Annotated in this window: 18 protein-coding genes; 11 read left to right on the top strand and 7 right to left on the bottom strand. The window is 58.0% G+C overall.

Annotated elements, in window-relative coordinates:
* Positions 1-54: 54 nt before the first annotated feature.
* Complete coding sequence (locus tag Q354_RS0105660) at positions 55-1071, bottom strand: TRAP transporter substrate-binding protein (protein ID WP_027856760.1); 1017 nt, start codon at positions 1069-1071, stop codon at positions 55-57.
* 533 nt (positions 1072-1604) lie between these two features.
* Positions 1605-2912, bottom strand: coding sequence for an aminotransferase class III-fold pyridoxal phosphate-dependent enzyme (locus tag Q354_RS0105670; RefSeq protein ID WP_027856762.1), 1308 nt, complete (start codon positions 2910-2912; stop codon positions 1605-1607).
* 406 nt (positions 2913-3318) lie between these two features.
* Here Q354_RS0105670 and Q354_RS0105675 point away from each other — a divergent pair, with 406 nt between their 5' ends.
* Positions 3319-4242 (top strand): LysR family transcriptional regulator, encoded by a 924-nt coding sequence (locus Q354_RS0105675; RefSeq protein ID WP_027856763.1) that lies wholly within the window; start codon positions 3319-3321, stop codon positions 4240-4242.
* 56 nt (positions 4243-4298) lie between these two features.
* On the opposite strand, the gene lhgO is transcribed toward Q354_RS0105675, so the two are convergent.
* Positions 4299-5534: an L-2-hydroxyglutarate oxidase gene (lhgO, locus tag Q354_RS0105680; protein ID WP_027856764.1), complete on the bottom strand. Its 1236-nt coding sequence runs from the start codon at positions 5532-5534 to the stop codon at positions 4299-4301.
* A 162-nt stretch (positions 5535-5696) separates the two neighbouring features.
* Positions 5697-6629, bottom strand: coding sequence for a glutarate dioxygenase GlaH (glaH, locus tag Q354_RS0105685; RefSeq protein ID WP_051559930.1), 933 nt, complete (start codon positions 6627-6629; stop codon positions 5697-5699).
* 155 nt (positions 6630-6784) lie between these two features.
* On the opposite strand from glaH, the gene csiR reads away from it, so the two are divergent.
* Entirely contained in the window at positions 6785-7474 is a 690-nt protein-coding gene (gene csiR, locus Q354_RS0105690; protein WP_051559931.1) for a DNA-binding transcriptional regulator CsiR, read from the top strand.
* Between the two features lie 73 nt (positions 7475-7547).
* Here the strand turns inward: csiR and Q354_RS0105695 are convergent, their stop codons facing one another.
* Together Q354_RS0105695 and Q354_RS0105700 are read right to left on the bottom strand one after the other, a co-directional pair.
* Entirely contained in the window at positions 7548-9641 is a 2094-nt protein-coding gene (locus Q354_RS0105695) for a methyl-accepting chemotaxis protein (RefSeq protein ID WP_027856767.1), read from the bottom strand.
* Between the two features lie 780 nt (positions 9642-10421).
* Positions 10422-11306 carry a DMT family transporter gene (locus tag Q354_RS0105700; protein ID WP_027856768.1) on the bottom strand — a complete coding sequence of 295 codons (885 nt, stop codon included), beginning with the start codon at positions 11304-11306 and terminating at the stop codon, positions 10422-10424.
* Between the two features lie 113 nt (positions 11307-11419).
* Here Q354_RS0105700 and Q354_RS24760 point away from each other — a divergent pair, with 113 nt between their 5' ends.
* Positions 11420-12361 carry a LysR family transcriptional regulator gene (locus tag Q354_RS24760; RefSeq protein WP_051559932.1) on the top strand — a complete coding sequence of 314 codons (942 nt, stop codon included), beginning with the start codon at positions 11420-11422 and terminating at the stop codon, positions 12359-12361.
* Between the two features lie 15 nt (positions 12362-12376).
* Here Q354_RS24760 and Q354_RS0105710 read toward each other — a convergent pair whose 3' ends face one another.
* Positions 12377-14332, bottom strand: coding sequence for a methyl-accepting chemotaxis protein (locus Q354_RS0105710; protein WP_027856769.1), 1956 nt, complete (start codon positions 14330-14332; stop codon positions 12377-12379).
* A gap of 220 nt (positions 14333-14552) precedes the next feature.
* Here Q354_RS0105710 and nikR point away from each other — a divergent pair, with 220 nt between their 5' ends.
* The 8 genes from nikR to arsS all read left to right on the top strand — a co-directional run bounded on the left by nikR (position 14553) and on the right by arsS (position 20592).
* Complete coding sequence (gene nikR, locus Q354_RS0105715) at positions 14553-15029, top strand: nickel-responsive transcriptional regulator NikR (protein WP_027856770.1); 477 nt, start codon at positions 14553-14555, stop codon at positions 15027-15029.
* Positions 15030-15231: 202 nt separating this feature from the next.
* Positions 15232-15972 (top strand): DUF4198 domain-containing protein, encoded by a 741-nt coding sequence (locus Q354_RS0105720; protein WP_211252218.1) that lies wholly within the window; start codon positions 15232-15234, stop codon positions 15970-15972.
* Between the two features lie 57 nt (positions 15973-16029).
* Positions 16030-16650: a cobalt transporter CbiM gene (cbiM, locus tag Q354_RS0105725; protein ID WP_027856772.1), complete on the top strand. Its 621-nt coding sequence runs from the start codon at positions 16030-16032 to the stop codon at positions 16648-16650.
* A complete protein-coding gene (locus tag Q354_RS0105730) occupies positions 16643-17212 on the top strand; it encodes a carboxypeptidase-like regulatory domain-containing protein (protein ID WP_027856773.1) in 570 nt (189 codons plus the stop codon). Before cbiM ends, Q354_RS0105730 begins: the two co-directional genes overlap by 8 nt.
* An 80-nt stretch (positions 17213-17292) precedes the next feature.
* Positions 17293-18672, top strand: a complete 1380-nt coding sequence (locus Q354_RS0105735; protein ID WP_027856774.1) for a sigma-54 interaction domain-containing protein — start codon at positions 17293-17295, stop codon at positions 18670-18672.
* A 19-nt stretch (positions 18673-18691) separates the two neighbouring features.
* On the top strand, positions 18692-19321 hold the full coding sequence (locus Q354_RS0105740; protein ID WP_027856775.1) for an RNA polymerase factor sigma-70: 630 nt from the start codon (positions 18692-18694) through the stop codon (positions 19319-19321).
* A complete protein-coding gene (locus Q354_RS0105745) occupies positions 19318-19515 on the top strand; it encodes a zf-HC2 domain-containing protein (RefSeq protein ID WP_027856776.1) in 198 nt (65 codons plus the stop codon). The genes Q354_RS0105740 and Q354_RS0105745 overlap by 4 nt, the downstream gene beginning before the upstream one ends.
* A 123-nt stretch (positions 19516-19638) precedes the next feature.
* Entirely contained in the window at positions 19639-20592 is a 954-nt protein-coding gene (gene arsS, locus Q354_RS0105750; RefSeq protein ID WP_027856777.1) for an arsenosugar biosynthesis radical SAM (seleno)protein ArsS, read from the top strand.
* The last annotated feature ends 15 nt before the right edge of the window (positions 20593-20607 follow it).

A 20607-nucleotide genomic window follows, 5' to 3' on the forward strand; every position in this document is an offset into this window, starting at 1 on the left:
ATTACCGGCCCCCTGAGACGGGACCCGGCAATACCTATTATATAGTTATAGGTCTTACTGTTTTTTCAGGATTTCAATCAGCTGCTTGCTGTACTTATCCTGAGAAGCGTATTCGTCCCACAGAGACTCACCCGCTTTAGACCATACGGCCTTATCGGCATCGCTAGGCACCGGGCTCCACTTCATGCCTTTGGATTCCATATCCGCAATCGCTTCAGACTCCCACAGGCGGGACTTAGTCATCTGCTCACGGGCGTGGACCGCAGTCGCAGCCTTAACGATCGCTTTCAGATCCTTAGGCAGCTTGTTCCATGCCTTCTGGTTAACGAAGACCGGCAGCACCTGAGCACCTGCCAGCGGCAGACGGTACATGTACTTAGCGACTTCGACGTGGTTACCGTCACGGTGATCGATCAGGTTAGAGCCGATAGAACCGTCGATAACGCCAGTGGCCAGACCGGTGTAGATCTCGCTCCAGGTCAGGGAGACAGGCGAAGCGCCCAGGTTACGGACGAATTTGCCGTATGCGCCCGGTGCACGCAGTTTCAGACCCTTGAAGTCTTCAACGGAGTTGATTGGCTTCTTGGTCAGCAGGTAAACCGGTGGCTGAATGTATGGGTCCAGCCATACCAGCCCCTGGGAGCCGTATGCGTCGGACAGTACCTTGTCAAAGCCTTTCTCGTGGAACAGAACACTCAGCTTGCCCACGTCAGCAGTACCACCTGGCAGGCCCACTTCAACGATACCCGCAGGCATTTCGCCGGCATTCATCGGCTGGAAGGTTGCACCCATCGTGATCAGGCCGGATTTCACCGCCCCCAGGATACCGCGGGTATCCACACCTTCACCGGCGTACATCATCTTCACTTTGATACGGCCACCGGACATCTCTTCGATGTTTTTCGCCAGGTTGCCATACACCTCGCCAAACGCGGTACCGCGCGTGTAGAGGTTAGCAAAACGCCAGTTGTGCTCTGCTGCAAAAGCAGATGAGATGCTACCCAGGCCCAGAGCCACGGCCAGTGAACCTGTTACCAACTGCTTCTTAACTTTGCCAAATACGTTCAGCATATTGTTTTACCCTTTTTAATTCTTTTTTGATCGCTGCTGAGGTGTCACCAAAATGACACCAAGACCAAATTAACAGAGGCTTTTGGCTTGTTACATCAGCCCCGACCTATGTAAAGGTTCACCCTAATCAAACTTTCTCTCACCCCATTAAAACCATTCAGAAATATGTCTGAACCGCCCCCCGATACGCTGTTTTTCAGCCCCGAACTTAAGACCAAAGTCGAACAGAAAATCATCAGACCCAGGCTCAGGAAACAGCGGTCCGGAATCGGAAAATTACAGATGGGTAGAAGAGCGCCTGTGAAAAAAGGCCGAAAAGTGAGGATCGGGCAAAAAAAGGCCCAGTATATAAGAAGATATATACCGGGCAAGACGGTCTAGTAACTAAACCTGAAGCAAGAAGACAATTAGCGGTGTTCCGCAACCAGTAACGCAACACCTCTGTCATCTGGCAGGGGCCATGATGGCAATGCCCTGCCGGAATCCAGCCCGTCGATAAACATAGGGAAGCAGCGGGGGCTGGAAGGTCAAACTCAGAACATCTCAGCCGCGACTTCGCGAATCACACGCACCAGCTCGTCGATATGCTCTTTCTCAATCGTCAGCGGTGGGGAGAAAGCAATGATATTGCCCATGGCACGAATCATCACGCCCTTGTCGTAGCAGGCTCCCTGGAAAGCACCACCGACCGGCTTGCCGCTGTCGGCAAACTGCACAGCACCGATCAGGCCATAGTTACGCACATCCACAACCTGCTCGATATCGGCCAGCGAATGCAGCGCGTCCTGCCAGTACTCACCGATTTCACCGGCAGCACGGGTCAGCAGTCCCTCTCGCTCGTAGATATCCAGCGTCGCCAGACCTGCGGCACAGGCTACCGGGCTCGCAGAGTAGGTATAGCCGTGGTACAGCTCGACACCACCCGCAGGCGTATGCTCGAAGATAGAGTCATGGATAAAGTCAGCGACGAATACCGCCCCCAGAGGAACGATACCGTTGGTGATACCCTTGGCAGATACGATCATATCCGGCACCACATCGAACTCGACCGCAGCAAAAGCAGCTCCCAGACGGCCCCAGCCGGTGATCACCTCATCGAAGATCAGCAGGATATCGTGCGCAGTACAGATTTCGCGCAGACGTTTCAGATAACCTTCAGGCGGCAGAATCACACCACCGGCACCACTGATAGGCTCAACAATCACCGCCGCGATGCTGTCAGCACCGTGGAATTTAATCAGGTTTTCCAGCGCTTCGGCGCGATCCAGGCCGTGTTCCGGCAAACCTTTGCTGAACGCGTTGTTTTCCAGGTCGAGTGTATGCGGCAGGTGGTCTACCGGCAGCAAAGTTCCGAAGCCGGTACGGTTCGGCGTCAGGCCGCCAACGGAGATACCACCGAAGTTTACGCCGTGATAAGCCATTTCACGACCGATCAGCTTGGTCTTGGTGCCTTTGCCACGGGAGCTCTGATAAGCCAGCGCGATCTTCAGGGCGCTTTCCACCGCCTCAGAACCGGAGTTGGCGAAGAACACCTTGTTCAGCGGATCAGGCGTATGCTGTATCAGACGCTCGGCAAACTCAAAGCCGATATCGTGGCCGAAGCTGAACGGTGACGTGTAATCCAGCTCATGAGCCTGTTTACCGATCGCTTCCGCAATTTCCGGACGGGCGTGGCCCGCATTGACACACCACAGACCTGCAGTTGCATCCAGAATTGTCTGACCCTTATCGGTATAACAGAACACACCTTCTGTTCTTTCAATAATACGAGGATTGGCCTTAAAAGCACGGTTCGGTGTAAAAGGCATCCAGAAGGCATCTAAGCTCTTATATTTTTTCATCTTTATTAACTACCGTAAGGGCGGAGATTCTTAAATAACAAATAGCGAACGCTGCAATAACAAGATACGAAAACCAGCAAAGGCTTTTTAAATATCATTCGGAAAGCCCCTGATAATATCTTTTCAGGTGTCATATTTTTCCGAAAAAACAACCGTTCGTCTTGTAGTTATAACCCTCGAGCGCTTTAAGGAAGCCAGCGTTCGAGCAGTCATAGAATTGACGGTAAAAGTATTAGAATCACCGCCAGCGAAAAATGCCCCGCTCTCCAACTAAACGTTTAGGGTCACCAAACAAAGTCCGTACAGAACTCTCAGCAGTCACCTCGAAAGCAGCGGCGCAGTAGCTGTTTAGGGCGCTTTGGGGGATACTAGGGCCTCTGCAGTATCCGCGGTGGTGATAGGTATTATGACTGTAAAAAACTACTCCCTGGGACAGGTTGGTGACTTCGAGATCAAGCAACTGAGGATCTTTAAGTCCGTGGTGGATAACGGTGGCTTTTCCGCTGCCGAGACCGAGCTGAATATCAGCCGCTCTACCATCAGTATCCATATTTCAAACCTGGAATCGCGCCTCAACCTGACGCTCTGTCGCCGTGGCCGTGGCGGCTTTGCCCTGACAGATGAGGGCCGGGTGGTCTATGAGATGACCAATAATCTGTTACAGACGCTGGAAGAGTTCCGCAGTGTCGTCAACGACCTCAGCAGCACCCCATCCGGCATGCTGCGCATCGCCCTCAGCGACGGCACCAGCCTGGACCCGCGAGGCCGCTTTCCGCAGATGATCAGCGATTTCTGCGCCAAAGCACCGGAGATCACCCTGCAGACCGATGTCGCCGCGATGGCCGATATCGAGCGCATGGTACTGAACGATGAAGTGGATATCGGCTTTATCCCCTATCACCGCAAGCTGGAAGGGCTGGAGTATATCCACCTGTACAGCGATGACTGCCACTTATACTGCGGCCAGACCAACCCGCTGTTCGCCCTCAGCGAAACCGAGCTGACGGATGAGGTGGTCAATCAGTACACCGCCATCGAACCGGGACTGAAGCCGAATGAACAGGCCACCGAGCAACTGTCACATATGAGCCTGAAAGCCACTGCCTATTTCTATGAAACCCGGCTGGCGATGATTCTCTCCGGTAAATTTATCGCCTTCCTGCCGGAAGCCCTGGCACAACCCTATGTCGAGCAGGGCGTGATCAAGGCGATCGCTAAGGACGCCCGTTTCTATCACCTCGGCGTAGCGGCGATCGTGAAAAAAACCACCCAGCCGCATAAAGCCAAAGAGCTGTTCCTGCAGTCGGTCCACAGCGTTATGGACGCCTGAGCGTCAGCCATAAAAAAGGCTCCCGCGGGAGCCTTTTCTGTTACAACCATCTGCGCTTAAGCGGCCTGCCCGGCCGCGTTGCCGGAACCGGTCTTATCCGCCACTTTATCGCAGATATAGTTGCCGATCGGAATGGCCGAGGTCGCAGCCGGTGATGGCGCATTGCAGACATGCAGGCTGCGCGCACTTTCAGCAAACAGGAAATCATGCACCAGCGAGCCGTCTTTCATCACGGCCTGGGCACGGATTCCGGCCGGGTAGGCTTCCAGATCAGACAGCTTCAGTTGCGGGCAGTATTTCTGCACGGTTTTCAGGTAGCCGGGCTTCCACCAGGAGTTTTTGGTTTCGACCAGGCCAACCCTGAAGTTCGCCTTCAGCACCTTCCAGAATCCGGAGAAAGTCACCATATCCCAGATGTCGCGCAGGCTGATATTGAGCTTACCGTAACCTTCACGCTTCCAGCCCTGCACCGCATTAGGCCCGACCGTCACCGAACCATCGATCATCCGGGTCAGGTGCACACCGAGGAACGGCAGGTCCGGATCAGGAATCGGGTAGATCAGGTGCTTCACAATATTGTTGTAGTGCGCCGGCAGGCGGTAATACTCGCCGCGGAACGGGATGATCTGAAAATCAGTTTCAATCCCCAGCATTCGCGTTGTGCGGTCGGCCATCAGGCCAGAGCAGGTGATCAGGAAGCGGGCGCGCACAGCATCCGGCTTACCGTTGCTCATGACACTGACGGTCACATCCTCAGCGCTTTCACTCAGACCGACCACTTCGGTATTGAGACGGGTCACACCGCCCATCTCCTCGAAGCGCATCGCCATCGCCGTGGTCACCTGCTGATAGTTGACGATACCGGTATCTTTTACCAGGATGCCGCCAACCCCGACAATATTCGGCTCCAGCTCTTTCAGCCGGGCTTCGTCGATCAGCTCGACCTCGATACCGTTCTGCTGACAACGCTCATACAGTGCCAGCATCCGCTCTTTCTCGACGCTGTTGGTCGCCACCAGCAGCTTACCGCACTGGTCGTAGGCTATATCGTTCTGCTGGCAGAACTGAATGGTTGCCGCCACACCCTCTTTGCAGAACTTTGCCTTCAGGCTGCCCGGAGCATAGTAGACACCGGCATGAATCACGCCGGAGTTATGGCCGGTCTGATGCTTGGCATAGAGGCCTTCCTTCTCAATCAGGATGACTGATTTTTCCGGGTGGCGCTGCTTCAGCTGCCAGGCAGTAGACATACCGACAATGCCACCGCCCACAATTACGTAGTCATATACCATCTCTGAAATCCTGCTTTTATAGCGGCTATTCCGGCGCCTAAAAGCAGGCTGCCGAATCAGATCAATTCATTCCGGTTATCGCCAGAATACAACAAAGCCAGACCCGTTTAGGAGTCCGGCTTTTTATCCTCCGGCCTGTCTCAAAGCGACAGGGCCAGCGTCTTACTTGGTGAAGTGGCCGCGCTGGCGCAGCAGCTCACGTTCCAGGCCATCATGGGCAACAAACTTGTCGCGACCGTGCAGCCAGCAATGGTTCTGAACCACCAGCATTGCGCCCACCGGCACGCGCACATTGACGCAGTTTTCATCGGATTCCAGAGACTCGCCCATGGCATGCAGATAGAGGCCCTGCGCCATATTCTGTGGCTCAGCGAACTGGTCGATAAACAGCATATGTGGTTTACCGTTCTTATCTTCCTCGAAGAAGATCGGGTGCTGGATCTTGTACTCGATATTCTTGCTTGGAGGCGCGCCCCACTGGATGTCCTGCTTCGCCAGCGGATGACGGTAGAAACGATCCAGATCCTGCCAGTCATCGACGTGCAGCAGCAGGGAATCACCGCCTTCCATGTTTTTCTCCACCATCTTCATCATCAGCACGAAGTCGGTGCGTTCGTCGACGTAAGTACCGTCGTTGTGCAACTCCATGCGGCGGTGTGCCTTACGCAGGTAGCTGTCGCTGCTGTCCGTGTTACGCACGGTGAAGCGGGCGTAGTACTTGCCGTACATCGCATCGAAGTTTGGAATACCGATCAGGTGGGAAACCGCAGTGGACAGCTTAACGTTGAAGTCAGTCACTTCTTCGACTGGCTGGCCTTCATACTGCAGCATGAACGCGCCGGTCGCGCGGTCCTGCATGATGTCGTTGAGGCACTTACCGAGGGTCATATTGCAGGCCCGGTCCAGAGCATCGGCGATGGCGAAGCGCAGGAACGGTTTGTACTCCAGCGCCTGGACAGGCCACTCAGCCGACGCTTCTTCAAACGCTTTCAGCGTTTCTTCAGTCAGTGTCACAACCTGCAGGCGTTTGGTAGCTGCAAACGGGTTGACGCTAAAGCCGGAGTAAGCCGGGGACAACTGCTCAACGGTCGACATCTTATTTTCCTCACACTGAATTTATTGTTCGACTTGATAGGAGCCAATAATGTCGACATTTTTAACTTATGTCAACGTTTTAATTATTCAACGTCATTTAACAGAAATCTCGTCTTAACGTAGAATGGGCTCATCCTGATTAGAGACACAGCGTTATGCCATCCACTGCGACAGCTGCCCCTGGCAGTGACAACTCTGCCGGCCTGGTACTGGGCCAGCTTAAGGACGATATTCTGACCGGATTTTTCAGCCCCGGTGAGAAGCTGAAGATGACCACCCTGAAAGCGCGCTATCAGGTCGGAGTCAGTCCCCTGCGCGAGGCGCTGTCCCAGCTGCTGGTCGAACAGCTGGTGGTGGTTGAGAATCAGCGCGGCTTTAAGGTTCACCCGATCTCACAGGCGGAGATGCAGGATATCTATCAGACCCGTTCGCATATCGAGGCACTCTGTGTCGTCCAGGCGATAGAGAACGGCGATGACGCCTGGGAAGCCGGTATTGTGGCGGCGGCGCATCAGTTGAAAAAATCGGCCAGCCTGCTGGAACAGTCGGAAGCGGACCTGCACCGCTGGGAAGCACTGCATCAGGCCTTCCATACTGCCATCGCCCGCGGCTGCCAGTCACCGAGCCTGCTGCATGTGCGCCGCTCGCTGTACGAGAAAGCCTCGCGCTACCGTAACCTGTGGTTGAAACAGAATATGATCGACGGGGTGGTGTTTGACGCTAACCAGAAGGATCACAACGATCTGGTGGATGCGGTACTGGCGCGGGACAGCGACACCGCCGAGCGGCTGATCAAGGAACACCTGCTGGCGCCCTACCGTGCGCTGAAGAATTTCGTCTACTGATCAGACCGGCAGCGTTCAGCCAGACATAAAAAAACCGGCGCTGGATGCGCCGGTTTTTTGTTTCAGGCCTGACTCAGTAACGGAAACGGTTGAGCTTATTCTCCAGCTCCTTAATCAGGTCAAACAGGCGCCCGCTTTCACGGTTGACCTCACCGGCGCCGACCGACAGTTCATCCGCAGTGTCATTGATGGTGACAATGCTGCGGGAGATATCCTCGGATACGGTGCTCTGCTCATCGGCGGCCGTAGCGATCTGGCTGGTCATATCATTGATGCGGGAGATCGCATCCACCACCGAATCCAGGTGATGGGCGGCATTCTCCGCCCGCTCGATACAGTTACTGGTGTAACTCTGGCCATTTTCCATCGCACTCTGGGCCTGGCGGGAGCGCTCCTGCAGCTGTTCGATCAGCGCCTGAATCTCGGTGGTGGAGTTCTGGGTCTGGGAGGCCAGGTTACGCACCTCATCAGCGACCACCGAGAATCCGCGACCCTGCTCGCCGGCCCGGGCCGCTTCAATCGCCGCATTCAGTGCCAGCAGGTTGGTCTGCTCGGAGATCCCGCGGATCACCTCGACGATCTTGCCGATATTCTCACTGTCCTGCGCCAGCTGATCCATAATGCCGCCGGCCTGGGTCATCTCCGTCGCCAGCTCACGGATGGAGTCGACCGAGTGATAGACATTGCTGGAGCCTTGTTCCACCGCCGACTTGGCATCAGTGGCCGCGGCGGAGGTATCGGCCGCGCTCTGCGCCACCTGGGTGGCCGATGCCGACATCTGGTTCATCGCCGCCGCGACCATCTCGATCTCCTGCTGCTGACGCTGCACCCGGCTATGGGTCTGACTGGAGATTTCGGAAGTCCGGTTAGCGGTCTGTTCCACCGAATCCATCTCGGCGGCAATATCCTTGACGATACTGTGAGTTTTCTCGACGAAGGCATTGACCCCGTTGGCCAGATCTCCCACCTCATCACGGCGTTCCAGATTCAGACGTCGGGTCAGGTCACCGTCACTGGAAGCCAGTTCATGTACCCGGCTGGCGGTCAGGCTGATCGGCGCTGCAATACCGCGCGCCAGCCAGCCCAGCAGGACCACACCCAGCACGGCAATCACGCTGCCAATCAGGGTCTGCCGGGTCAGGGCTGCGCTGAAGTTATCGGCCAGCACAGCTTCGGTTTCGGCCACACCGGCCAGTACCACCGATTTCGGCAGGCGGATCACCACTCCCCAGGATTCGCGCACCTCCGGCAAGCGTATAGCGGCCAGGCTGATGTAGCTGGCATCCTGCTGGATAATCAGGTCCCCACCGCTTTTCAGCTGGGAAGCAAACAGCGTGAGTTCATCCGCCGCCAGCTTTTTACCGATCATTGACGGGTCTGCGGAGTGTCCGGCTACCAGCCCGTCACTACTCAACACCAGTACTTCGCCACTCCCATTGTATAGGCGGCTTGCCGCCTGGCTGGCAATCTCCTGAATATAGGCCAGCGCCAGGTCTACCCCGGCCATACCGTAGTAACGGCCATCCACCATCAGCGGCATGGTAATAGAGGTGCCGACCATCTGCTGCCCCTGCATCTCCCAGGTATAAGGCTCAACCAGGCAGTTGCGCTGCTCTTTCAGCGGGCAGTTATACCAGTAAGCACCGGCCGGATCGGTCGCCTCAAAGACATTCTTCAGGTTAAGCGGGCGCAGCGCCAGGGTATCCCCCGAACGGGACCAGTACGGTGCATACTGGCCGTTTTCAAACGTATGACTTTCGCCCTTATGGCTGGCATCCTCGCGGTCGACTGCATTGGGCTCCCAGGCCACATAAGTGCCGATCACCGAACGGTTTTCCGCCAGGATACCGCGCAGGTAACGACTGAAACGCTGACGCTCCAACGCGACCAGATCGTTTTCACGGATATAGGTCTGGGCGGCCTGGCGGATACCCTTCGCCACCGCCAGAGATTCGCCCAGACGCTGACTGATGCGGCTGGCTTCAAGCCGGGCCACAGCCTGAAGTCCGAACTCGGCTTTCTGCCCCAGCTGCTCGGTCGTCAGCGCCGTGACCTCATCTTTGGTGCTGTGACTGGCAATCGTGGCATAGATCAAAGTCGCGGCAAGGGCCGCGAGCAGACAGAGCGCCGAAACGGCGGCAATTTTGTTGCGGATGCTTGTCAGCATTTCAGTTATTCCCTTGTCAGACAGGCTGATACGGTCTTCACCTGCACTTATAGTTATTATGCTCGGGGCTGTAACAACTGCGTGCCTATCCCACGCACCCCGCCCCCTTTATATCAGCTGAGCGCCTGAACCCCGTACCTGAATACTAGACTTTAATCGCATAAGGTAGCAGCCCAAACCTATAAAAAAAGAATACTTTTCCCTTACATTTTAGTGGCTTAAGCAGATATATGCTGACGCAGCCTGATATTTTTGACTTCGTCCACGGCAGGCGTTCGCTGATCCCCGTGGTTAGAGCCAGCGATCAGAAGCGGGGCTTTCGATGTTTTGTTTGGATCGCAGCGCCATCCTCCGGCGATTGGAACGTCCTTGCAGGAGGATCAGAATGAGGTGTTTAAATCACAGCAGCTGATCAAAAAAACATCAGCTCCGACTGGAATCGGTCATATTCAATAGCTACCCTTACCTCTCCATGCACCCGATTAACTATAAAAAACGAGCCGGATTCTGGGCGCTGATTGCCCCTCAGATAAAGGCGAAAGGGATAACGTTATGGCCAGAGTAGACCAGTGTCGACAGTGCGCGGACGTTCTGAACAGGCAACCATTTGGATCCCCCTCCGGGTTGGCTCAGACGCGACAGCATTATAACTGCACCACCTATCGCTGTTCCGGCTGTGGTAGCCGCCTGCAGCAGCGGCATGTACCGCACGGCTGGGCGATCAGCCGACGATAACCGACCAGCAAGTCCCGGGGCCTGTCAGCGCAGTCTGGCCCTGTTCTATTCCGCCCGCGCCAGTCTCGAGCGCTCCGGCTTGCAGGCCAGCACCACTGCCAGCAACACCACCGCCGAACCCAGCAGCATCTGCAGTGTCATCACCTCGCCAAACCAGAGCCAGCCCAACAGCGCCGCCGCTGGCAGATAAAGGTTGAACACTCCGGCCAGCAGGGTAACCGGCAGCGTCTTGAAGGCCCGGGTCCAGCCAAAGTTAAACAGAGAGCCAAACAGCGCGGCGATAGTCAGCAATAATGCCGTATCCATCGTCACCGGCTGCCACTGCCACAGGGCCACCGGGGCAAAGCCGATCGCGGTCAATGCCGCCAGCCAGAACATCAGGGCCCCGGAGCTCTGTTGCTGGCCGTAGTGGCGCGTCAGTACATTCATCAGCCCCCAACAGGCCGTGCCGAGCAGCGCCGCCGTAATCGCCAGCAGGTCAGGCTCGACGCCGTGACTGAAGTCCAGCATCAGCAACACACCGGCAAACCCCGCCGCCACCGCCAGGTAGCGCTGGACGCTGTTGCGTTCCCGGAACAACAGGCGGGCAAACAGGATCGAAAACAGTGGCTCCAGAAAAAAGATCGCCACCGTCAGCGACAGAGGCAGTTTCGACAGGCTGAAGATAAAGCTGCCGGTGCCGATCAGGTTCAGGATCATCCGGGTGCCATAGATGCTGTTCAGGCGAAAGCCTTCAAACCAGCGAAACTGCAGCGCCAGTGGCAGCAACAGCAAAGCCCCGAACAGCCAGCGCAGAAAGATTGTCTGCATCGGCGGCAGGTCACCCAGCGTAAACTTAAGCGTCACATCCAGCGCCACATTAGACATCACCGCCAGTGCCGCCCAGAACAATCCCTGCTGTGTATCCCTGATGCTGAGTGCTGTATTCACGCTGTTCTCTCTGACCCATAGCTCGATTAAAAAACGGCGCTATTGTTGCGATAGACAAGCCCTCGCTCAAACGATTAAATTAGCTCTCTTTGCCTCAGTTTTTCTCATACCAAATGAAACAGCTGCCACCGCTAAATGCACTCAAAGCCTTTGCTATTGCCGCCGAACAACTCAGCTTTACCCGTGCCGCTGACCTGCTGAATGTCAGCCAGGGCGCCGTCAGCCGTCAGGTGCGCCTGCTGGAGGAACACCTCGGCGTGGAGCTGTTCCAGCGCCACCACCGCAGCCTCAGCCTGACCCCGGAAGGCCACCTGCTGGCCCAGGAGCTGGCACCGGCCTTCAACCGTATCTCGGCCGTGGCCGATACCCTGCGCAGCCAGTCACGGCCGCTGCGGATAAAAGCCGCCGCCACCCTGACCAATCGCTGGCTGCTGCCACGGCTGCATGACTTTGAATCCCGCCACGCGGGCAAGGTACAGCTGGCGACGGTACGTACGCCGGTGAATCCGATCGAGGTGGGGTTCGATGCCGCGTTGATCTACTGCCCCGGTCCGCCGCACACGCCGCTGCCGGGCAGCGAACTGCTGTTCGAGGAACTGATGATGCCGGTATGTAATCCACTGTTGCTGGATGATCCGGAAAAGCCGCTCAGCATGGAGCAGTTCCTGCGCCTGCCGATTCTCTGGAACCACGCCGAGGGACGTGACTGGCAGCAGTGGAGCGCCGCGCTGGGCATCTCAGAACTGCCCGAACCCAGCCTGATCTTCGATACCGATACTGAAGCGATGCAGGCAGCCATCAGCGGCCATGGTGTCTGTCTGTCCAACCTGAGTTTTATCAGCCGCGAGCTGAGCGAGGGGCAGCTGGTATCGCCGATCGATACCCCGCTGGTGGCAACCGGCCACTATTACTGGGTGGTGAATCCCCAGAGCCTGAAGAAGTCTCTGCTGGAACAGTTTCACCACTGGCTCTGCGAACAGGCCGCAGCGTCGATGTGGATTACGGAAGAGGAGGAGGAAACGGTCTACCCGGCGGCGAACCACCGGGCAGACTGACGGGGCTTCAGAACATCAGACCCGGAACTGGGACACCAGCTGACTCAGCTCGCTGGCCAGACGGGCCTGCTGGCCGGAGTTGTCGGCCACCTGAGTGGAGACATTGTTGACCTCGCTGGCCGCAGCATGGATATCGCTGATATTGCGGTTAATATCCTCCGACACCTGATGCTGCTCTTCCGCGGCACTGGCAATCTGGTTGGTCATATCATTGATTGCCTGCACCGAGGCCTCAATCTCTTCGAAGGCGTGACGCGCCTGCCCCGAATAGGCCACCGCCTGCTCCGACTGATCCAGGCTGGCGGTCATGTTATCCGCCACCTGCGAGGTCCGGCTGTTAAGCTGGTTCAGCAGGTTGTTGATCTCTTCGGTCGAAACCTGGGTGCGCTGGGCCAGGCCGCGCACCTCATCCGCCACCACCGCAAAGCCACGACCCTGATCACCGGCACGCGCCGCTTCAATGGCCGCATTCAGGGCCAGCAGGTTGGTCTGGTCGGCAATATCGCGGATCACATCGAGGATGGTGTTGATATTCTGGGTCTCACTCTCCAGCTGGCGGATAAACTCCGCCGACTGCTCGACGGTGCCGCGCAGCTGCTCAACGCTGTTTACCGTCGCCAGAATCACCTCTTTACCGTCGCTGGTCGAACGCTGGCCGGTTTCGGCAGCCGTGGCCGTTTCGACACAGTTACGCGCCACTTCGTTCGCCGCTGACGCCATCTCATTCACCGCAGCCACCACCATCTCAACCGCCTGCAGCTGCTGATCGCTGGCACCGCTCATATTTCCGGCACTGCTGCGGGCGCTTTCCGCCACCTCGGTCACCTGAATCGCACTCTGGTTGATCTGGCCGACCAGACGCTGAATCGAATCCAGGAACTGGTTAAACCACAACGCCAGCTCTCCGGTCTCATCCCGGCTGATAATATCCAGACGGCGGGTCAGGTCACCTTCGCCCTGGGCGATCTCCTTCAGGCCGTTCTTAACCTGGTTGATCGGATTGACGATCAGCCCGGCCAGATAGAACGCCGCAAACATAAACAGCACCACCAGCAGCAGACTGGCGATTACGATCATCCAGGTCATGGTTACGGCGGAGGCGTAGATCTCCCCGCGTTCCATCAGGCCGATGAACTTCCAGCCCAGATCCGGCGAAACAAAGACGCTGGCTTCATAGGCCTTACCGTTCAGCTCGACCGAAACCCCGGCACTGTCGGTTCGTGCCAATGTCGCATAGGCAGCCCCCTCCAGTGCCGAGATCTGCTTGAAGTTGTTGTCCGGGTTAGTCGGGTCAACAATGATATTTCCATTGTCCTCCACCAGCATCAGGTAGCCGGTTTCGCCCAGCTTGATCTGCCTGACGATATCGGTCAGCTTCTTCAGCGATACATCCATCGACATGACGCCGACCTGACGGCCGCTGCGGTCCTGCAGCGTTTTGACCGTGGCAATATAAGCAGCATCGTCAGCCGCCCAGTAATAGGCATCGGTGGTCAGGGTCTGGCCCGGGCTGGCCATCGCCTGCTTATACCAGGGACGCTGGCGCGGGTCGTAATTGCCGAGATCGGTAATCGGCCACTGGATATAGCCACCGTCCTCGGTGCCCATATAGACGTAGGAGAGGTCTGGGTGAGCCTGACCAAACTGGTCGAAACGGCTGAAAATCTCCTGCTCCAGCCGGCTGTTTTGCAGCGGTGTCATCGGGGCCGTTGGCTTGTCGACATACTTGGCCAGCGAATCGTCGAGACGCTGCATCACTGGCATCGAAGCCAAGTATTCAACGTTCTCCGCCATGCCCTTAAAGTACATCGAAAAGGCATTATCGACCTGCCGGATCTCCCGGTTGCTGGCATCGAGAAACTCCGCATACGCCTGCTCCCGCGTCTGATTGATCGAAAACGTCGAGACCAGTAAGACCGGCAGCAGCGTTGTCAGCATAAATGCCAGTGCCAGTTTTTTCCTGATAGTCATGCCACTCACCCCATCTACAAATCGAAGCCAGAACATCTGGATTATTGTTGTAGCGCGGAGATTACTTAAAAAAACCGGGCTTGGCCGTCTAAGACCTTAGTATTGTCGCAATCAGTCAATCGACGTGCGCAAAACGACACTTTCTGGTGGTTGGATAAGCCGCTGTTAAGCCCGCTCCGGCTGCTCTACAATGAGGCGCTCAAGTTCGAGGAGTTAGCCCGTGGAACGCATTACTATCTCGCTGGATGACGATCTGGCCGCCCAGTTTGACCAGTACCTCAATCAGCGCAGCTATAAGAACCGCTCAGAGGCGATGCGCGACCTGATCCGCGAGAAGCTGGAAAGCGAGCGCCTGAAACAGTCTGAACAGGGCGATTGTGTCGGCACCCTCACCTACGTCTACAATCACCACGAACGGGAACTGGCCGCGCGCCTGACCCAGGCCCAGCATCACCACCATGACCTGGCCAGTTCCACCCTGCATGTCCACCTCGACCATGACAACTGCATGGAAACCGTAGTGGTGAATGGTCCGATCGGCCGGGTACGCGAGTTCGCCGACTCGGTGATCTCCCGTCCCGGTGTACGCCACGGCCAGCTTTACGTCGTACCGGTCGACGTCGAGGACAGCCATCACGAGCACAGCCACAGCAGTGGCAGCGCCCCGCGTCACAGCCATATCAAGCCCCAGACCTGAGTGTCCGCTGCCCGGAGGAGCTCCCTCCGGGTTATGTCCGCGCCTCCCTGCCGCTAATTCACAGGCACAATAAGCACCGTCCCATTTGCCTGAATCCTGCCTTTGTAATACTCTGGCAGACCAATTTCATACAAAATATTATTTCTTCATACTTATGATCAGACGGATCTGCCACGCGCTCCGCCAGTCCTTCGGCGGCCTGTTGCTTACTACCCTGCTGGCAACACCTGCCCAGGCCCACTTTCAGGAGCTGATTCCGGACAGCGATATCGTCAGCTCACCGGCCCAGCGCCAGCTGGGACTCAGCCTGACCTTCACCCACCCGATGAGCGGCGGCCCGGCGATGGCGATGGCCAAACCGAAACGCTTCGCCGTCCTGACCGGTGGCGAACAAGTCGACCTGCTGGATAGCCTGGACAGCACCCAGGTGGACGGCCAGGCAGCCTATCGCAGTCAGTACAGTATCCAGCGTCCCGGCGACCACACTTTCTTCGTCGAACCGGCCCCCTACTGGGAGCCTGCCGAGGGCAAGATGATCATCCACTACACCAAGGTCACGGTGGATGGTTTTGGCGGTGAGTCTAACTGGCAGCAGGATCTCAACCTGCCGGTGGAGATCAGCCCGCTGGTACGCCCCTATGGCCTCTGGAGCGGCAACCTGTTCCGCGGCATCGTCAAGCAAGATGGCAAGCCGGTGCCCTTCGCCGAGATCGAGGTAGAGTGGCGTAACGATGGCAGCCTGACCGCTCCGGCCGATCCTTATGTCACCCAGGTAATCCTGGCCAATGCCAACGGGGAGTTCAGCTACGCCATGCCACGTGCCGGCTGGTGGGGCTTTGCTGCGCTGGTCGAGGCTGAACAGCCGATGCTCAATCCGGCCGGAGAGGAAGTGCCGGTGGAGCTGGGCGGGCTGATCTGGGTTCATACCCGCGATATGAAATAGCTCCGTACTGATAGCCCCGAACTAACCCGGAACACCCCAAAAGATCAGGAGAGAGCAATGGCCCATATCCCAGACGGCGTCCTCAGCGCCCCGGTACTGATCAGCGGCGCAGCCCTGACCATCGGCTTTACCGCCGTGGCCCTGAAGCGGCTGGACTACGACCGCATCCCCCAGGCGGCGATGCTGGCGGCGGCCTTGTTTATCGCCTCACTGGTGACCATCCCGGTCGGGGTCAGCAGTGTGCATCTATTACTGAACGGCCTGATGGGACTGATGCTGGGCTGGGTAGCGGTCCCGGCGATTCTGGTGGCCCTGACCCTGCAGGCGATGTTTTTCGGCTACGGCGGTCTGATCGTGCTGGGCGCCAACACCCTGAATATGGCGCTACCGGCGCTACTCTGTGGCGCCATCCTGCTACCCTGGCTAAAGCGTAGCGGCCATAACCGCGGCTTTATGATCGGTGCCTGTGCCGGTGCCATCGGCGTCGTCGGTACCGCCCTGATGGTCGGTCTCTCCCTCGCCTTCAGCGGCGACGCGCTGATTCCGGCCGCCAAAGTGGTTGCCGCCACCTACCTGCCGCTGTTGCTGGTGGAAGCCGCCGTCACCGGCGCCATCGTCGGCTTCCTGCAGAAGGTTGCACCGCATATCCTCAACCAGCCGGTCCCACAGCATGCCTGAGATCCGCCGCCTTTGCGGCGCTGCCCTGACAGCAGCGCTGCTGCTACTGAGTCCCGGCGCCCAGGCTCACCTGCTGAAGCTATTTGCCAGCGCCGAGAACGGCCAGATCAGCGGCTACGTCTATTTCAGCGGCGGTGCCAAGGTGCAGCAGGCAGCAGTCAATATCAGCGATAGCAGCGGCGCGCTGCTCGGTGAGCTGAAAACCGATCCTCAGGGAGCCTTCAGCTACCGCAGCCAGAAGCCGGTCGATCACCTGATCAGCGCCAGCACCCTGGATGGCCATGCCGCCACCTGGACCATCAGCGCCGCCGAACTGGGCGGCCAGGCAATATCCGCTAACCCGGCGAACAGCGCCGCAGCGGCCACTGCCAGCCGGGATAATCTCGACCAGCGTATCGAAGCCGCCGTTGCCCGTCAGGTGCGCCCCCTGCGCGAAGCGATCGAACGGCAGCAGGAGAAGGCCCGGCTGCAGGATATCTTTGGCGCCCTCGGTTATATCGCCGGCCTCGCGGGCCTGGCCCTCTGGTGGCGCAGCCGCCAGCCAGCAACCAAGCAGGACTGACAGCACCCGCCGCACAGCTGCAGCCAACGGGCGCTTAGGGCATACTGGAAGCTCCTCTACGCCAGATATGTCAGCCAACGATGGACCCGTTAAAGCAGCTAATCTCCGATGACCCCAGCCACAGCCACCTGATGGAGCTGCTCGCCAGCCTCTGCCAGGGCGCTATCGCCGTCGATCAGGACGCCAATATTGTCTGGCTCAGCGATGCCTACCGCGAGCTGATGGGGCTGGATGCCAACCAGCCGGTAGTGGGCGAACCCGTCACCTCGATACTGCCCACCAGCTATATGCCCCGGGTGGTGAAAAGCGGCAAACCCACCTTCGTCGACCTGATGCAGATTAACGGCCGCTGGTGCGTCGTCACCCGGCTGCCACTGCGCAACGCCGACAACGAGATTCTCGGCGCTGTTGGCTTCGTCTTCTACGACGATCTCGACAGCATCCAGCCACTGTTTGATAAGTTCGCCCGCCTGCGGCGCAAGTTCGAGCATGAGAAACTGCTGCGCCCGTCGAAGTACGCCCTGGCCGACCTGATCGGTGAATCGGAGCAGATGCGCCAGCTACGCCGCCAGGCCGAGCGCGCCGCCCAGCTCGACACGACGATCCTGCTACTGGGCGAGACCGGCACCGGCAAAGAGCTGTTAGCACAGGGCATTCACCAGGCCTCGCCGCGCCGCCAGGGGCCTTTCGTCGGCATCAATATGGCCGCACTACCGGAATCACTGGTCGAAGCCGAACTGTTCGGCACCGCGCCCGGCGCCTATACCGGGGCCGGACAGCGCGGGCGCACCGGCAAGGTCCAGCTGGCCGACGGCGGCACCCTGTTTCTTGATGAGATCGCCGAGATGCCGCTGGCGATGCAGGCCAAGCTGCTACGGGTATTGCAGGAACGCGAAGTCGAAGCCCTGGGCTCCAACCGGCTGGAAAAAGTCGATGTCCGGGTGATCGCCGCCACCGCCAAGGATATGCGCCAGCTGGTGGACAAGGGCGAGTTCCGCGCCGATCTTTACTACCGCCTTAATGTACTGCCGATCACCCTGCCACCGCTGCGTCAGCGCAGCAGCGATATCCCGCAGCTGAGCGAACATATACTGCGGCAGATCCAGCATGAGACCCAGCTGCCACCGCTGGTGCTGTCCGCGTCCGCGCTGCAGTGGTTGCAGCAATACGCCTGGCCGGGCAATGTGCGCGAGCTGCGCAACCGGCTGGAGCGCGCCTGCGTGATGGCCGAGGGTGAACAGATCGAAGCGGCCGACCTGGGCGCCCAGGATGATCTGCCGACACCGCTACCGGAACAAAACAGCCGTCCGGCCAGTCTTAAGAACCGCCAGCAAAAGGCCAGCTGTGAAGCGATCTTCGAGGCGATCGATGCCTGTCACGGCAATAAAACCCTGGCCGCCAAGCAGCTCGGGATCGGCCGCGCTACCCTGTATGAACAGCTGAAGAAGTGCCAGAACTAACCCGATACCGGACAATGTGATGCCCGATATGCCACAACAGCCCGACAGCCCCTCAACCGATCCGTCCGGCAACCTGAACGACAATGAATTTCTCGCCGGACTGCGCAGCCAGATGCTGAAATTCGCCCTGCTGCAGCTGGGCGATCAGCACGAGGCCGAGGACGCCGTACAGGAAGCCCTGGCTGGGGCACTGAAAAATGCCGACGCCTTTGCCCGCCGCGCCGCCCTCAAGACCTGGGTGTTCGCTATCCTCAAGCATAAGATCGCCGACAGCCTGCGCCAGAAACAGAAATTCGCCAATGTCTCACCGCTTTTAAGGGATGACCAGGACGAGGCCGCCGAAGATGCCCTGCGCTTTGACGACAAGGGTCGCTGGCACCGCAGCGAACGCCCGAACCGCTGGCAACAGCCGGAGCAAACCGTCGAGGACAGCCACTTCTGGCGCACCTTCGATGCCTGCCTCAACGGCCTGCCGGAAAAGCAGGCCCGACTGTTTATGATGCGCGAGTTTATCGAGCTGAGCAGTAACGAGATCTGCCACAACGAAGCAATCAGCCAGTCCAACCTGCATGTGATTCTCTACCGCGCCCGGCTGCGGCTGCGCGACTGCCTCGACAGTCGCTGGTTTAACAAGGAGCCAGCCTCATGATGAACTGTAAACAGGCCACCCGGATGCTGTCGGATGCTCAAGAAAGGCCCCTGACACTGAAAGAGCGCAGCACGCTGAAACTGCATCTGATGATGTGTTCCGGCTGCCGTAACTTCGGCGACCAGATGCAGAGCCTGCGTGGCTTTGCCCGCGATTACAGCCACAAACCCGGCGACGGCGATCCATCCGAGTGAGTGACCGCTCATAAATTTTCAGTTTTCTTTCACCCGGCAGTGTAAGAATTCCCCCATTGCGCCGACTAATGACAAAACGGATCGCAAGACAGCGCTGTCCGCCATCGAATTCAGGAGTACTTGATGTTAGCCACCCTACCACTGCTGGAAGTCAGCGATTTCCCGTCGATCCGCCGCGAGAAAACCTCAACGCTGCAGGTAAACCTGGGCTACCGCTGTAACCTCAGCTGCCTGCACTGCCATGTAGCGGCCGGACCTAACCGCACCGAGATGATGCTGGCGGAACATATCGACCTGGTGATCGACGTACTGAAAGCCCGCAATATCGGCACCCTCGACCTGACCGGTGGCGCACCAGAGCTGCATGAAAACTTCCGCGAGCTGGTGACTAAAGCCCGCGCCCTGGGCGTGACAGTGATCGACCGCTGTAACCTGACGATCCTGTTTGAGCCGGGTCAGGAGACCCTGGCCGAGTTCCTGGCCGAGCAGGAAGTGGAAATTGTCGCCTCCCTGCCCTGCTACTCACTGGAAAACGTCGACAAGCAACGCGGCAAGGGCACCTTCGATGCCAGCATCGAAGGGCTGAAGAAACTTAATTCGCTGGGTTACGGCATGCCGGGCAGCGCGCTGAAACTCAATCTGGTCTACAACCCCCAGGGGCCGAGCCTGCCACCCAACCAGGTAGCGCTGGAAGCGGACTATAAGCGCGAGCTGAAGCAGCACTTCGATATCGAGTTCAACCAGTTGTTCGCCCTGGCCAATATGCCGATCCAGCGTTTCGGCTCAATGCTGATTTCCAAGGGCCAGTTCGACGGCTATATGGATCTGCTCAAGGCCAACTACGATGAGGCTAACCTGGCGGGGCTGATGTGCCGCTCGCTGATCAGCGTCGACTGGCAGGGCAACCTCTATGACTGTGACTTCAACCAGCAGCTGAACGTCGCCCTGGCCAACGAGAAACCCTCCCACCTGCGAGATCTGCTGACGAAAGACCTGGATGGCAAGCCTGTCTATGTCGCCGATCACTGTTACGGCTGCACCGCCGGACAGGGCAGCAGCTGCGGCGGCGCACTTTAACCGAAAGGGAGTTCA

It is taken from the genome of Marinobacterium jannaschii DSM 6295 (assembly GCF_000620085.1).
GTDB lineage: Bacteria > Pseudomonadota > Gammaproteobacteria > Pseudomonadales > Balneatricaceae > Pontibacterium > Pontibacterium jannaschii.

Excerpts from the sequence above, each read along its gene's own strand:
- Q354_RS0105660 (WP_027856760.1), bottom strand. The coding sequence starts at position 1,071 with ATGCTGAACGTATTTGGCAAAGTTAAGAAGCAGTTGGTAACAGGTTCA.
- Q354_RS0105670 (WP_027856762.1), bottom strand. The coding sequence starts at position 2,912 with ATGAAAAAATATAAGAGCTTAGATGCCTTCTGGATGCCTTTTACACCG.
- Q354_RS0105675 (WP_027856763.1), top strand. The coding sequence starts at position 3,319 with ATGACTGTAAAAAACTACTCCCTGGGACAGGTTGGTGACTTCGAGATC.
- lhgO (WP_027856764.1), bottom strand. The coding sequence starts at position 5,534 with ATGGTATATGACTACGTAATTGTGGGCGGTGGCATTGTCGGTATGTCT.
- glaH (WP_051559930.1), bottom strand. The coding sequence starts at position 6,629 with ATGTCGACCGTTGAGCAGTTGTCCCCGGCTTACTCCGGCTTTAGCGTC.
- csiR (WP_051559931.1), top strand. The coding sequence starts at position 6,785 with ATGCCATCCACTGCGACAGCTGCCCCTGGCAGTGACAACTCTGCCGGC.
- Q354_RS0105695 (WP_027856767.1), bottom strand. The coding sequence starts at position 9,641 with ATGCTGACAAGCATCCGCAACAAAATTGCCGCCGTTTCGGCGCTCTGT.
- Q354_RS24760 (WP_051559932.1), top strand. The coding sequence starts at position 11,420 with ATGAAACAGCTGCCACCGCTAAATGCACTCAAAGCCTTTGCTATTGCC.
- Q354_RS0105710 (WP_027856769.1), bottom strand. The coding sequence starts at position 14,332 with ATGACTATCAGGAAAAAACTGGCACTGGCATTTATGCTGACAACGCTG.
- cbiM (WP_027856772.1), top strand. The coding sequence starts at position 16,030 with ATGGCCCATATCCCAGACGGCGTCCTCAGCGCCCCGGTACTGATCAGC.
- Q354_RS0105730 (WP_027856773.1), top strand. The coding sequence starts at position 16,643 with ATGCCTGAGATCCGCCGCCTTTGCGGCGCTGCCCTGACAGCAGCGCTG.
- Q354_RS0105735 (WP_027856774.1), top strand. The coding sequence starts at position 17,293 with ATGGACCCGTTAAAGCAGCTAATCTCCGATGACCCCAGCCACAGCCAC.
- Q354_RS0105740 (WP_027856775.1), top strand. The coding sequence starts at position 18,692 with ATGCCCGATATGCCACAACAGCCCGACAGCCCCTCAACCGATCCGTCC.
- Q354_RS0105745 (WP_027856776.1), top strand. The coding sequence starts at position 19,318 with ATGATGAACTGTAAACAGGCCACCCGGATGCTGTCGGATGCTCAAGAA.
- arsS (WP_027856777.1), top strand. The coding sequence starts at position 19,639 with ATGTTAGCCACCCTACCACTGCTGGAAGTCAGCGATTTCCCGTCGATC.